General features: G+C 73.4%; 15 protein-coding genes. 8 read left to right on the forward strand and 7 right to left on the reverse strand.

The window, feature by feature from the left end; all coding sequences use genetic code 11:
* Positions 1-57: 57 nt before the first annotated feature.
* Complete coding sequence (locus tag EFL26_RS07200; protein WP_123222198.1) at positions 58-1,362, reverse strand: phytoene desaturase family protein; 1,305 nt, start codon at positions 1,360-1,362, stop codon at positions 58-60.
* 34 nt (positions 1,363-1,396) lie between these two features.
* On the reverse strand, positions 1,397-1,978 hold the full coding sequence (locus EFL26_RS07205; protein ID WP_123222199.1) for a DUF4126 domain-containing protein: 582 nt from the start codon (positions 1,976-1,978) through the stop codon (positions 1,397-1,399).
* A gap of 53 nt (positions 1,979-2,031) precedes the next feature.
* On the opposite strand from EFL26_RS07205, the gene EFL26_RS07210 reads away from it, so the two are divergent.
* Positions 2,032-2,670 carry a pyridoxamine 5'-phosphate oxidase family protein gene (locus tag EFL26_RS07210; RefSeq protein ID WP_123222200.1) on the forward strand — a complete coding sequence of 213 codons (639 nt, stop codon included), beginning with the start codon at positions 2,032-2,034 and terminating at the stop codon, positions 2,668-2,670.
* Here EFL26_RS07210 and EFL26_RS07215 read toward each other — a convergent pair.
* Positions 2,667-3,044 carry an ArsC/Spx/MgsR family protein gene (locus EFL26_RS07215; RefSeq protein ID WP_246000064.1) on the reverse strand — a complete coding sequence of 126 codons (378 nt, stop codon included), beginning with the start codon at positions 3,042-3,044 and terminating at the stop codon, positions 2,667-2,669. The genes EFL26_RS07210 and EFL26_RS07215 overlap by 4 nt on opposite strands.
* Positions 3,044-3,529 (reverse strand): YbaK/EbsC family protein, encoded by a 486-nt coding sequence (locus tag EFL26_RS07220; protein ID WP_123222201.1) that lies wholly within the window; start codon positions 3,527-3,529, stop codon positions 3,044-3,046. The genes EFL26_RS07215 and EFL26_RS07220 overlap by 1 nt, the downstream gene beginning before the upstream one ends.
* Positions 3,530-3,744: 215 nt before the next feature.
* On the opposite strand from EFL26_RS07220, the gene EFL26_RS07225 reads away from it, so the two are divergent.
* From EFL26_RS07225 to EFL26_RS07245, 5 genes are all read left to right on the forward strand, one after another.
* Entirely contained in the window at positions 3,745-4,080 is a 336-nt protein-coding gene (locus EFL26_RS07225; RefSeq protein WP_123222440.1) for a DUF6504 family protein, read from the forward strand.
* Between the two features lie 11 nt (positions 4,081-4,091).
* Complete coding sequence (locus EFL26_RS07230) at positions 4,092-4,499, forward strand: SAV_6107 family HEPN domain-containing protein (protein ID WP_123222202.1); 408 nt, start codon at positions 4,092-4,094, stop codon at positions 4,497-4,499.
* A gap of 38 nt (positions 4,500-4,537) precedes the next feature.
* The gene (locus EFL26_RS07235) at positions 4,538-5,263 is read left to right on the forward strand and encodes a methyltransferase domain-containing protein (RefSeq protein ID WP_123222203.1); all 726 of its coding nucleotides are present in this window, start codon (positions 4,538-4,540) and stop codon (positions 5,261-5,263) included.
* Between the two features lie 48 nt (positions 5,264-5,311).
* Positions 5,312-6,523: a DNA polymerase IV gene (gene dinB / locus EFL26_RS07240; protein ID WP_123222204.1), complete on the forward strand. Its 1,212-nt coding sequence runs from the start codon at positions 5,312-5,314 to the stop codon at positions 6,521-6,523.
* A gap of 147 nt (positions 6,524-6,670) precedes the next feature.
* Entirely contained in the window at positions 6,671-7,153 is a 483-nt protein-coding gene (locus tag EFL26_RS07245; RefSeq protein ID WP_123222205.1) for a DUF3040 domain-containing protein, read from the forward strand.
* Between the two features lie 138 nt (positions 7,154-7,291).
* Here EFL26_RS07245 and EFL26_RS07250 read toward each other — a convergent pair whose 3' ends face one another.
* From EFL26_RS07250 to EFL26_RS07260, 3 genes are read right to left on the reverse strand one after another with little or no spacing between them, the layout of a single operon-like run.
* Positions 7,292-9,628, reverse strand: a complete 2,337-nt coding sequence (locus EFL26_RS07250; protein WP_123222206.1) for a transglutaminase TgpA family protein — start codon at positions 9,626-9,628, stop codon at positions 7,292-7,294.
* Positions 9,625-10,926: a DUF58 domain-containing protein gene (locus tag EFL26_RS07255; RefSeq protein WP_246000065.1), complete on the reverse strand. Its 1,302-nt coding sequence runs from the start codon at positions 10,924-10,926 to the stop codon at positions 9,625-9,627. The genes EFL26_RS07250 and EFL26_RS07255 overlap by 4 nt, the downstream gene beginning before the upstream one ends.
* A 4-nt stretch (positions 10,927-10,930) precedes the next feature.
* Entirely contained in the window at positions 10,931-11,980 is a 1,050-nt protein-coding gene (locus EFL26_RS07260; RefSeq protein ID WP_123222207.1) for an AAA family ATPase, read from the reverse strand.
* A 184-nt stretch (positions 11,981-12,164) separates the two neighbouring features.
* On the opposite strand from EFL26_RS07260, the gene mraZ reads away from it, so the two are divergent.
* Positions 12,165-12,593: a division/cell wall cluster transcriptional repressor MraZ gene (gene mraZ, locus EFL26_RS07265; RefSeq protein WP_123222208.1), complete on the forward strand. Its 429-nt coding sequence runs from the start codon at positions 12,165-12,167 to the stop codon at positions 12,591-12,593.
* A 211-nt stretch (positions 12,594-12,804) separates the two neighbouring features.
* Positions 12,805-12,972, forward strand: coding sequence for a hypothetical protein (locus tag EFL26_RS24125; protein WP_183408075.1), 168 nt, complete (start codon positions 12,805-12,807; stop codon positions 12,970-12,972).
* The last annotated feature ends 2 nt before the right edge of the window (positions 12,973-12,974 follow it).

Consider the following 12,974-nt stretch of genomic DNA (forward strand, 5'->3'; position numbering starts at 1 on the left):
GGTTCGGGGCGGCCTCGGGACTGGCGCCCCCGGTGACTCACCGGCGAGAGCCCAGAGTCACGCCGCCCCGATGATCTGCGCCACGAGGGAGGCCGAGAGCCCGACGCTGGGGAGGCCCGCCCCCGGGGTGGTGTGAGCGCCGGCCATGTAGACGCCGTCGACCGGGGTGCGGGTGCCGAGCCGGTGGGTGAGGGTGCGGCGGCCCTGCCAGAGCACGCCGAGGGGCGAGCCGCCCCACTCCTCGACCAGCTCTCGGGGCGAGCGGTCGACGCGCACCTCGACCTGGTCGCGCACGTTGATGCCGGCGCGGTGGAGGGCGACCACGATGTCCTCGGCGAGCCGGCCGCGGCCGAGGACGGTCCAGGCGTGCGCGCCGTCGGGGGCCGTGCCGGTGGTGCGCAGGACCAGGGTCGGGTCGCCGTGGAGCACGACCTCGGCGGGCAGGTCGGGGACCTCGCCGACGACGCCGATGTGCGTGATCGACGGCGGGATGGCCGGCATCGTGCGGGCGACGTACGACGCGAGGGCGGGCAGCCTGCGCGGGTCGATCGCGCACACCACGTGGTCGGCGTCGACGCTGCCGCTCGGGGTGCGGACGCCCACCACCCGCCCCGACTCGACCACGAGGTCGACCGCGGGCGTGCCGGTCAGGACCGTGACCCCGCGGGTCTCGAGACGGGCAGCGAGCACGTCGGCGAGCTGCCCCATCCCACCGGGGAGGGTCCAGACGCCGAAGTTCTGCTCGACGTAGCACCAGACGCCGTCCCACGCCGGGACGTTGCGCGGGTCGTGGCCGTCGAAGACCGCGCGGTGGGTGGCCAGGAGCCGGAGGCGCTCGTCGCGCAGCTCGCGCTGGACCAGCTTCTGCAGGGTGAGCCGGCTCGAGAGCAGGGAGCGGGCGTCCTTGCCGGCGTGCTCCTCCGACCACGGGCGCTCGAACCAGTCCTTGCGCAGGGCCTCCCACACCTCGGCGAAGTCGTCGACGTAGCCGATCCAGCGCCGGCCGGCCTCCTCGCCGAGCGCGGACCCGACGGCTTCGAGCTGTGCGGCCCGGCTCGCGCCCGGCAGGTCGAGCACCGAACCGTCGGGGAACCGGTGCCGCTGGGCCGGCTCGACCGGCACGAGGTCGATCTCCTTCTCGGCGGCGCGCCCGGACTTGCGGAAGAGGTCACGGATCACGGCGGGGAGCAGGGTGGTCGTCGGGCCGCTGTCCCAGCGGAAGCCTTCCGCCTCGACGTACCCGATCGCGCCGCCGAGCCGCTCCGACGCCTCCAGCAGCGTGACGTCGTGCCCGAGCTTGGCCAGCCGGGCCGCCGAGGCGAGCCCTCCGAAGCCGCCACCGACCACCACCACGCGCGCCATGCGCACACCCTAGGGGCGCGCACCCCGGGGTGCGTCAGGCCGGCGCCGGTCGACCCTTCCAGCGCCGCCATCCGCGACGCACCAGCCGGAGCAGGTGGAACACGACGTAGCCGCCGGTCAGCAGCAGCACCGCGGCGAGCGACCCCGCGAGCCAGGGGTGCTGGATCGCGAGCAGCACCACGGTCACGACGGCCGCGTCCTCGCCGAGGCTGGCCAGGATGTTGGACAGGGGCTCGGGCGAGGCGTTGATGGCGAGTCGGCCGCCCGCCTTGACCAGGTGGCTCGCCAGCGCGGTGCCGCCACCGAGCGCACCGTACGCCGCCTGCTGCACCGATCCGGCGTCACCGGAGACGAGCAGGGCGATCGCCGTGCCGATGGTCGGTCGGATCACCGTGGAGATCGCGTCCCACGTCGAGTCGACGTACGGGATCTTGTCGGCGACGAACTCGAGCGCGTACAGCACCGCTGCGGCGACGAGGACGTCGGTGCGTCCGAGGGTGTCGGGGATCGACGCCACGTCGCCGATCCGGTCGGCGATGCCGAGGAGGAGGACGACCAGGTAGGCGTTGACGCCGCTCGCCCAGCCGCTGGAGAACACCAACGGCAGGAGGTCCACCCCGGCAGCATAAACGGGCTGCGCTCCGCGGGGGCCTCCCGTAGTTTCGTCGCGTGGACGACGCGCAGTGGACCGAGATCACCGACGTCGACGGGCTCGTCGCGCTCCTCGGTGAGCCGAACGACCGGGCCCGGGGCAAGGTGCGCCGCGCGCTCACCGACCTCGACCGCGACTGGCTGGCCGCGTCCCCGTTCTGCGTGCTCGCGACCTCGTCGCCGGACGGCGGCTGCGACGCCTCGCCCAAGGGCGACCCCGCCGGCGACCTGGTGCACGTGCTCGACGACCGCACGATCGCGATCGCCGAGCGGCCCGGCAACCGGCGCGCCGACGGCTACCGCAACATCCTGGCCGACCCGCACGTCGGCCTGCTGTTCGTGATCCCGGGGCGCGGTGACACCCTGCGGATCAACGGCCGGGCGCGGCTGGTCGCCGAGGCGCCGTTCCTCGACGCGATGAGGGTGAAGGGCCACCGGCCCGTGCTGGCGATCGTCGTCGAGATCGACGAGGTGTTCCACCACTGCCAGAAGGCGTTCCTGCGCTCGCGGCTCTGGGAGCCCGAGTCGTGGGACCCCGACGGCCGGGTGCCGCGGCGAGCCGTGATCGCCCACGAGCTCGAGCCGAGCGGCAAGACCGTCGAGGAGCTCGACGAGTACTACGGGCCGGCGTACCTGGAGGGGTTGTACCGCGGCTAGCCGCGCTCGTGCTCCACGACCGTCCGCAACGTCTCGGCGTCACGCGCGACCACCGTGGTGCCGTCGGTCGCGGTGATGATCGGCCGCTGGATGGTGCGCGGGTGCGCGACCATCGCGGCGATCCAGTCGTCGCGGTGTGCGGCGTCCCGCGGCAGGTCGATGCCGGCCTCGCGGGTCTCGGCGGCACGGGCGATGTCCCACGGATCGAGGCGGAGCCGGGTCAGCACGTCGGCGAGCTCCGCCGCGGTCGGCGGCTCGTCGAGGTAGCGGCGCTCGACGTACTCGATGCCGGCGGCGTCGAGCTCCGCCTTCGCCGTGCGGCACTTCGAGCAGGCCGGGTTGATCCAGATCTCCAGCGGTCCACCGGACGTCATCAGTTGACCTCGATCTCCTCGGCGCCGGTCATGGCCAGCAGCTCGTCGTAGGTCGTCGAGAACACCGCGGCGGGGTGACCGGCCGCCGCCCACACGACGTCGAAGCGGCGCAGCGTCGGGTCCAGGAAGGTCCGGATCGGCCGAGGGTGCGCGATCGGGGAGACCCCGCCGATCACCTGGCCGGTGTGCTCGCGGACGAAGTCCGGGGTGGCCCGCTTCAGCGCCCGCACGCCGACCGCCGCGGCGGCCTTCGCGGTGTCGACCCGGTGGGCGCCCGACGTCAGGATCAGCACGGGCACGGTCTCGCCGTCGTCCGTGGTGCCCGCGAAGAGCAGGCTGTTGGCGATGGCGCCGACCTCGCAGCCCAGCGCCTCGGCGGCCAGCGCCGCGGTGTGCACGGAGTCGGGGAGGACCACGATCACGCCCTGCCCACCGCGCGCCTCGAGGTCGCTGCGGAACCGTGCGATCGAGGGGTGCTCGCTCATGCCGGGAAGGTAGCGCAGCGCCGTGCGGCGCCGTCCGGAGCCCGACCCGCGATTCGCTTGACGTCCTGTCCGGGGGCGGGTGTAGCGTGAAGGCGTTCGAACACCTGTTCGATTCACGGCCCGGTGGCGGATGCTTCGACCCCATCCTCCACCGGGCCGCCGACAGGCGGACGGACGGCCACGAGCAGGCAGGTCAGAGCGCGAAGGAGCAGGCGGTGCGGACGTACGACGACCCGGTGGATGTGCGCAAGGGGCCCACGGACGGCCTCGCCGGCGAGGGTGAGGAAGGCCCTGACCAGTTCCTGTGGCGCGGCCGGCTGTGGCAGGTGCGCGAGGTGATCGCCCACTGGGTGGAGCCCGGCGCGTGGTGGGTGCGCCGACCCGAGGAAGCGCCCGGGCGCTCGGCGCTCGTCGATCACCGGGAGGTGTGGCGCGTCGCGGCTGCGCGGGGACGGGCCGTCTCCGCCGTGGACGACCCGGGGTTCGGTGTGTTCGACCTGGCCTTCGACTGGACCGAGGGCGTCTGGCGCCTCGCCGGGTCCCTGGACTGAAGGGACTCCTCGTGAACCTCCACCTGCCGGCCGCCACGCACTCCTACCTCGAGCGCTCCGCGGAGTCGTTGCGCGAGGCGATCACCTGCAGCGACGTGCCGCAGCGCTACGCACTCGCGCACGTCGCCGCCCTGCGGGCGACCGCCGCGCTGCTGGCCGCGCGCGCCCACCCGATGCCGGTCCAGCGCCGCCGGCAGAAGAACGCCTGGGTGCTGCTGACCGAGGTCGCCCCGGAGTTCACCGAGTGGGCGACGTTCTTCTCCGCCGGTGCCGCCAAGCGCGCCGCAGCGGAGGCGGGTTCCCGTCGGGCGGTCACCGAGCGCGAGGCCGACGACCTCGTCCGCGACGCCGACCGGTTCCTCGCCCTGGTCGAGACCTCGCTCGGGCTCGCCGGGCACGCGCCGTTCCAGGTCGCCTGACCCCGCGCCGAGGAGGTGCGACCACTAGTGTTCAGCGCATGGAGCGCCCCCTCGAGCGACGTGCCGCGACCCGCACCGCGGTGGTCTGGGAGGCGTGTCGGCGCCTCCTCGAAACGGGGAGCGAGGCCCAGACCGTGCTCGACATCGGCGGCGGCACCGGTGGCTTCGCGGTGCGCGTCGCCGAGCTCGGTCACCGGGTCACGGTCGTCGACCCGAGCCCCGACGCCCTGGCGGCGCTCGACCGTCGCGCGCGCGAGCGAGGCGTCGCCGACCTCGTCAGCGGCCTGCAGGGTGACCTCGCCGGGGTCATCGACCTGCTGCCCGCGGGTGGTGCCGACCTCGTGCTCTGCCACGACGTGCTCGACCTGGTCGACGACCCGCTCGACGCCCTGGCGGTCATCGGGCGCCTGCTCCGGCCGGGTGGCGCGCTCAGCCTGCTCGTCCCGCAGCGCCACGCCGCGGTCGTGGGCCGCGCGATGGCAGGACACTTCGCCCTCGCCCGCGAGCTCCTCGACGGTGGCGCTCACCCCGGCGAGCAGGAGCACCGGTTCACCGCCGACGAGGTCCGCTCCCTGCTCGCCGACGCCGGCTTCACGCTGGCGGAGATCCACGCGGTCCGGGTCTTCACCGACCTGGTGCCCTCCGCGCTCCTGGACCTGGAGCCGGGAGCGGTCGAGGGCCTGCTCGAGCTCGAGCGCGCCGTCGCCGACCGCCCCGAGTACCTCACCCTGGCCGCCCAGGTCCACGCCGTCGCCACCCACTGACGACCCCGCTCCACGCCCGGTCGGCTCGCCCCGCGAGCGGGGGGTGCGATGACCCCGGCGGGCAGCCCCGACCGCTCGCTCGCCTGCCCGATCCTGCACGTCGACATGGACGCCTTCTACGCCTCGGTGGCGATCCGCGACCGGCCCGAGCTGCAGTCGGTTCCGGTCATCGTCGGCGGCGGGCACCGTGGCGTCGTGCTCTCGGCCAACTACCCCGCGCGGGCCTACGGCATCCGCTCCGGCATGTCCGGGCGGCAGGCCCACGACCTGTGCCCGCAAGCGGTGCGCGTGTCCGCGGAGTTCGGTGAGTTCGAGCGGGTGTCGCGGTCGGTCATGGAGATCTTCCGCGAGGTCACGCCGCTGGTGGAGGCCTACTCCCTGGACGAGGCGTTCCTCGACGTCTCCGGTGCCGTACGCCGGCTCGGGTCGCCGGCCCAGATCGCCGAGCACATCCGGGCCCGCGTGCACGACGAGCAGCGCATCGACTGCTCGGTGGGGGTCGCCGCCACCGTCTCGGTGGCCAAGCTCGCCAGCCGACGGGCCAAGCCCGACGGCGTGCTCGTCGTGCCGCCCGACGAGATGGTCGCCTACCTCCACCCGCTCGATGTCGGTGAGCTGTTCGGGATCGGCCCGAAGACCCGGGCCCGGCTGCACCGGCTCGGGTTGACCACGGTCGGCGACGTCGCCCGCACGCCGCGCGCCACCTTGCAGCTCCTGGTCGGCCGGGCCCTCGGCGCGCAGCTGCACCAGCTGGCCTCGGGCGCGGACCGCACCACCGTCACGCCGCGGCGCAGCGACCACGACCCTGACCGGAGCATGGGTTCGGACGAGACCTTCGGGCGCGACGTCGCCGACCGTGAGGTGATCAGCCGCGAGCTGCTCCGGCTGGCGGGCAGGGTCACCGCGCGGATGCGGCGGGCGAGGGTCGCCGGGCGCACCGTGGCGCTGCGCGTGCGGTACACCGACTTCACCACGATCACCCGGTCCCACACGCTGCCCGACCCCACCGACGTGACCGCCGAGGTGCACGCCGAGGCGCTGCGGCTCTTCGACGCCCTCGGGCCGCGGCGGCTGCGGATCCGTCTGGTCGGGGTGCGGGTCGAGGGGCTCCTCCCGCTCGAGCGGGCACACCGGCAGCTGTCGATCGGCGAGCGCGAGCACGGCTGGCCCGATGCCGACCGGGCCGTCGACCGGGTGCACCAGCGGTTCGGCCGAGGAGTGGTGCGCCCGGCAGCCCTCCTGACCGGCGACCGTCCCTGACTTCAAGGGAAGCCCGATCCGGCCTCCCGGCGAAGCGCACGCCGCGGTGTGAATTTCCCGATCTCGGGTACCGACTTTCACGCAGCCTGCCTAGACTTGAGCCAGCGACGCCGATTCTCGTCGCTCCGGATTCCTTGGGAGGAAGTCGTGCCGCTGTCGGAAGAGGAGCTCCGTCTGCTCGAGCAGATGGAACGCGCCCTCGCCGCAGAGGACCCGAAGTTCGTCTCGGCGCTCCAGGGCCGCACGCTCCGCCGTGTCGCCCGGATGCGGACGATCGCCGCCGCCGTCGTGTTCGTCGGCGGCGTCGCCCTTCTCATGGGCGGCGCCATGGCCCAGATGACGTGGCTCGGGATCGTCGGGTTCCTCGTGATGCTGGGCTCCGCCACGATCGGGCTCGCGGCCTGGCGTGGCCATCGCGTGCAGGAGGAGCGGCCGGCGCCCGGCCGCGATGCGCGTTTCGACTTCGACGACCACCCGCCGCACCGCTTCGAGGTGCTCGACGGAGGCCGGGCGAGCAAGGCCAAGCGGCCGCGCCGCCAGCCCCGGCAGCCCCGGGCGCGTCGCTCCGGCACCTTCATGCAGCGCCTCGAGCAGCGCTGGCAGCACCGCCGCGAGCAGGGCGGGTTCTGAGCCGACACCCTGCGAGGAACGAGCAGGGTGTCGACGCGAAGAGGTTGAGGGAGCCCGCGGGTGAGCTCGCGAACCCGCGACGGCGGCTCGAAACCTGAGCCGACACCCTGCGAGGCACGAGCAGGCACCCCTGCCGGCTCAGCCTGCTCCGGCCATCTCCACGGACCGGTCCATCAACGGCGCAGCGTCCCCCCGGTCCAGCACCGAGCGCGGGAACACCGAGGCCAGTCGGACGCGCGCGGCGGGCACGGACGCCGCCAGCACCTCGGTCCAGACCTCGACCGCCTCGACCACGCGCTGACGGGTGGCGGGGTCGAGCGCGAACGGACGGCCGTAGCGCGCCCGTTCGACGAAGAGGACCAGCTCGTCGAGCCGGCGCAGCGCCTCTGAGCCGGGCATCGCCCTCCGGCGCAGCGCCACGGCCACGTCACGGACCGAGCGCTGCACCGGCAGCCCGATGCCGAGGTCGCGTGCGGTGGCCAGGAGCTCCTGCCACGCGCCCTCGGCCAGCGCGTGGGCGTCGTCCGACCGCGGACCGCTCCGGTGGTCGTCGAGGCGCAGGCGTCGCTGCCTCGACCGGATCAGGCGAGGCAGTCCGAGCACGATCGCGAGCCCCAGCAGGGCGACGATCCAGGCCAGGCGGTTCGAGGCTCTCGACGAGGCCGACGACGCCGTGTCCCGGTGCTGGTTCTTCCGCGCCTGCGTGTTGGTCTGGTCGCGCGGCGCCGCGGTCACGCTCGGTGCCGCGGCGGGTCCGGTCTGGCCGCCGCCGATCGTCCACGAGGGCGGCTCGCCCGTCCGGCTCGCCGGGGTCGGCTCGAAGCGCACCCAGCCGCTTCCGCTGAAGTAGATCTCCGGCCAGGCGTGCAGGTCGTCGCTGGTGTAGCGGTAGCTGCCGTCGGGCTGCGGGTGCGGCGCGAGGAAGCCGACCGCGACGCGGGCCGGGATGCCGAGCGTGCGGGCCATCACGGCCATCGCGGCGGCGAACTGCTCGCAGTAGCCGACCTTGTCGGTGGTGAGGAAGCGGACCAGCTGCGGGATGCCGCTGCCGGCAGCCGGGGCGAGCGAGTAGCTGAAGCCTCCAGTGTTGCGGAACCAGTTCTGCAGCATGACCATCCGGTCGTAGTCGGAGGTCGCGCCGGCGGTGACCTCCTGGGCGATCCGGGTGACCACCGAGGGGCGGTTGCCCGGCACGGACGTCATCGGCTTGAGGACGTCCTCGGGTGCCCGGAGCGCGGTGCGCAGCGTCGTCGGGGAGAGCCGCGGGGTGAAGCTGGTCAGCTGGTAGGCAAGGCCCGCGGTGGGAGCCTTGTCGACGGTCGCGATGTCCATCGTGCGCAGGTCGTAGCGCCAGTCGCCGCGGGGGACGCTGATCCGCCGGGTCGGGTACGGGGTCGGGAGCCAGGTGCTGTCGAACCCGGGGTCGAGCTGCAGGGTCCAGTCCGCCTCGGAGCCGGGCGCGGTCCGGACCAGGCCCGGTGCCGTGGGGAGGTCGCCGGCGGCCTTGTTGCTCTCGGCGAGCCGGCGAGCCGAGGGCTGCCACTCCACGCCGTTGAACTGGTCGAGCACCGTGAGCCGCAGGTACGTCGGGTCGGCCGTCGTACGCACCTCGACCAGCGGGATGTGGTCCTTGGTGATGAGGTCGCGCCGCAGGTCGACGATCGGGTTGCGCAACGTCACGCTGTTGTTCGCCCCGTTGCCGTTGCCGGGACCGTTGCCGCCCTTGAACAGCCCGTGGCTCACCGGGACGAACACCGGCACGGCGAGCGCACCCGCCGTCGCGAGGGCCCCGATCCGCAGCGCGGAGCCGCGGACGCTCGCGCCGTTGACGACCTGGTCGAGGGAGTCGATCCGCTCGCCGCGGCCGGCGACCGAACGGCCCCAGCCGAGCACGCGCTGGGTCTCCTCGGTCGCGAGCAGCATCATGAAGAGCATCGCGGTGCCGACGAACACCACCCAGGACAGGTTGCTCTCCAGGACGCTGATCGGGACGGTGAGGGTCACGATCACCGGCAGGCCGGCCCACGGGACGCGCCGGAGACCGCACGCGAAGAGGTCGGTGGCGAGCAGCACCAGCATCGAGGCGGCCAGCAGGTAGGCGTAGGTCTCCGGGTGCTCCGCGCTGACCGGAGAGGCGTAGGCGTTCACCGCGTCCGCGCCGTCGCGGATCCGTCCGGCGACCGCCTGGACGCTGGACAGGGTCGGCACCCAGCCGGCCCAGGCGTCCGCGGCGGCGTACCGGTGGTCGAGCCAGGTGAGCACCACGACCACCTGGGCCGGGAGCACGGCGTACCACGGCCAGCGCGCGGTGCGGGCGAGCGCGCCGACCACGACCACCAGCAGCGCACCGAAGAGCGCCGCGCCGAGGAAGCGGCCGGGCTTCTCCACCAGGCCGCCCCACGACCAGAGTGCGACCCAGGCCATCGTCGCCGCCAGCGTGGCGACCCCGACGCGGGACAGCAGGCGGGCGGTCACCGGCCGAGCTCCTGCCAGGCGGTCTGCAGCGACCCGTCGCGGCCGAGGTCGGCCGCCTTCCAGCCGTGCTGCCGCAGCCACGCCGCCGTCGGGAGACGGCCCGGGCGGCGGACGAAGTCCGGCTGGAGCGTCCGTGCCGCCCACGTGTCCACGTCGAGCACCAGGGCGTACGACGCGCTCCCGCGATGGTGCAGCCGGGCCAGGAAGTCGCGGTCGTGGTCGTCGACGTCACCGAGGACCGCGACGCACATGCCGGCGGTCACGCTCTCGTCGACCCACCCGGTGTAGAGGTCGTGGTTGGGCACCGTCGGCAGCACGGCCAGCCGCTCGAGCAGCGGTCGCGGGCTCGCCGCGACGTCGCCGTCGTGCCAGCCGTGCTCGATCTCCTCGCCGAGCGCGCTGACCAGCCGCACCTGGAAGCCCTGGGCGGAGAGGTGCACGGCGAGCGAGGCGGCCGCGGTCACCGCTCGCTCGATCGAGGAGTGCGGGCCCTGCCCGCGGTGCACCCGGGCGCGGTTGTCGATGAACACCGTGCACCGCGACTGCCACGGCTGCTCCTCGCGGCGCACCATCAGGCTGCCGACCTTCGCGGTGCTGCGCCAGTGCACCCGGCGCAGGTCGTCGCCGACCCGGTAGTCGCGCACCGTGACGTCGGCCGCACCGCCGCTCGCGAACGGTCGGGGGCGGTTGTCGCCGGTGCCGGTCCAGGCCCCGAGCAGGGGGATCGGCGGCAACGGCTCGGTCGCCGGGATCACCACCAGGCCGGCGGTTTTGGTGAAGGTGCGTTGCAGCTCGAGCAGCCCGAAGGGGTCGCTGGCTCGCACGCGCAGTGGCCCGATGTCGTACTTGCCGCGCACCTCGGCCTGGACCTGGTAGTGGATGCTGCGGGTCCAGCCGGGACGCATGCCGTCGATCACGAACCGGGGTCGCGACCCCAGTGCCCAGGGGATCTGCTCCTCGATCAGGAGCACACCGGTCGTCGGGCCGACGTTGGTCAGCTCGAGGTGCACGACCGCGCGCTGCCCCACCTCGACCTGGGAGGCGCCGAGCGTGCGGGCGAGCCCGAGCCGGTTGCCCGAGCGCGCCACCCAGAGCGCGGCGAAGACCGGCAGGAGGGCGACCAGCGCCCCGATGCGGACCAGGTCGTGCTCGCCCAGGACGATGCCGCAGAGCACGGCGGTGAGACCGGCGGCCACGAAGCTGCGTCCCCGCAGGGTGAACCCGTGCAGCGCTTCCCGGATGGCCGGACCCGGGGCGACGCGACCGGGCTCGGCGTCGAGGGCCGCGAGGCGTGACATCGCGCTAGTGGGTGCCGGTGCCCGGCCGCGACGATGCCGCGACCTCCGTGATCGGCACGGCGTCCAGCGCCGTGGCCAGGATGTCCGCGGGGCCCCGGCCGTTCATCGCCGCCTCGACCGTCGGCAGCAGCCGGTGGGCGAGGATCGTGGGCGCCAGCTCGCGGACGTCGTCCGGGATCACGTAGTCGCGGCCCGACATCGCCGCCCAGGCCTTGGCCGCCCGCACCAGGTGGAGCGTGGCCCGGGGGGACGCCCCGAGCCGCAGCTCGGGCGAGCGCCGGGTCGCGGTCGAGAGCGCGACGGCGTACCGCTGCACGGCGGGGGAGACGTGGACACCGGCCACGACGGAGATCAGCTTGAGGATCTCCGCGGCGTCGGTCACGGGCTCGAGGTCGTCGAGCGGGCTGCTGGTCTCGCGCGCGGAGAGCATCGCGATCTCGGCCGCCTCGACCGGGTAGCCCATCGACACCCGTGCCATGAACCGGTCGCGCTGGGCCTCCGGCAGGGCGTAGGTGCCCTCCATCTCCAGCGGGTTCTGGGTCGCGATCACCATGAAGGGCTGCTCGAGGTGGAAGGTCTGGTTGTCGACCGTGACCTGGCGCTCCTCCATGCACTCGAGCATCGCGGACTGGGTCTTGGGCGAGGCCCGGTTGATCTCGTCGCCGATCACGATGTTGGCGAAGACCCCGCCGGGGCGGAACTCGAACTCGCGGGTGTCCTGGTTGAAGACCGACACGCCGGTGACGTCGGACGGCAGCAGGTCGGGCGTGAACTGGATCCGGCGCACGGTCAGGTCGATCGACCGGGCCAGGGCCTTGCTCAGCATGGTCTTGCCGACACCCGGGACGTCCTCGATCAGCAGGTGCCCCTCGGCGAGGAGCACCACGACGGCGGCGCGCGCCACCTCGGGCTTGCCCTCGATGACCCGCTCGACGTTGCGGCGTACGCGATCGGTGACCGAGCGCAGGGTGTCCAGGTCCGTGGTTCTCCCGGGATCGGTCCCGGTGGCCGTCGTCCCGATCGGGGCCGACGCGCCGGCAGGTGCTTCGTGCATGCCCCTAGTGAACCCCATCGACCGAAGGGCCGGTACGGGTCGCGGGAACGGCGGTTCCCGGAGGCCCGGGAGCAAAGGGGGAGGGAAATGGTGCGAATGTGGTTGACGGTGGGGGGTTGTGGAGTATCGTGGGGGAAAGTGGAGGAAGAGCACTCCTAGTGGATCGGCGGAGCGGGGTGGCGCGATGTTCTCCGGCACCTTCCGTCCGAAGCTCGACGACAAGGGGCGCCTCTTCCTCCCGGCGAAATTCCGAGAGGCAATGGGGGACGGACTGGTGATCACCCGGGGACAGGAGCGCTCGATCGACGTGCGCACCAGTGCCGACTTCGAGGTGTTCACCGAGAAGTTCAAGAACGCCTCGCAGACCGACGCACGACTGCGGGCCTACGGCCGCATGCTGTTCGCCCTCGCCTCCGAGCAGGTCCCGGACAAGCAGGGCCGGATCACGGTGACGCCGGAGCTGAGGGAGTACGCCGCCCTCGACCGCGACTGCGTGGTCATCGGCATCTACGACCGGATCGAGATCTGGGACCCGCAGCGGTGGTCGGCATACACGGCGGAGCAGGAGAGCGCCTTCGCCGACATCCAGGAAGAGATCTTCCCCGGGTTCTAGGACCCGCCGGCCGGCACGACCGGCCACAACTCCACATCGGTGATCGCAGGACGAGGCTCGCGTCCGCTCCTCCTCCCCACGGAAGTCGTCTGGGGCACCTTCCCCGGCTCCAGAAGGCCTTCGGAGGAGAGAGCGGACGGGAACCTGGCCCGGCGATCACCACCCAGCAGCAGCCTTCCACTGCACACAGCCAGCCACAGGGGTCGAAACCATGAGCGGAGTCGCACGACCGGTCCCCGGCGCCGTCACGGCGCCGGCGCCGCCGGCACGACGGGTCCGCCACGCGGTGCGCGACGGGCTGGCCGTGATGGCGTTCTCCGCAGCCACGAGCGTCGGCCTCGCGATGGCCCTGACCCTGCTCGCCGGACTCGGGAAGTAAGG

The organism is Nocardioides pocheonensis, from assembly GCF_003725535.1.
GTDB lineage: Bacteria > Actinomycetota > Actinomycetes > Propionibacteriales > Nocardioidaceae > Marmoricola > Marmoricola pocheonensis.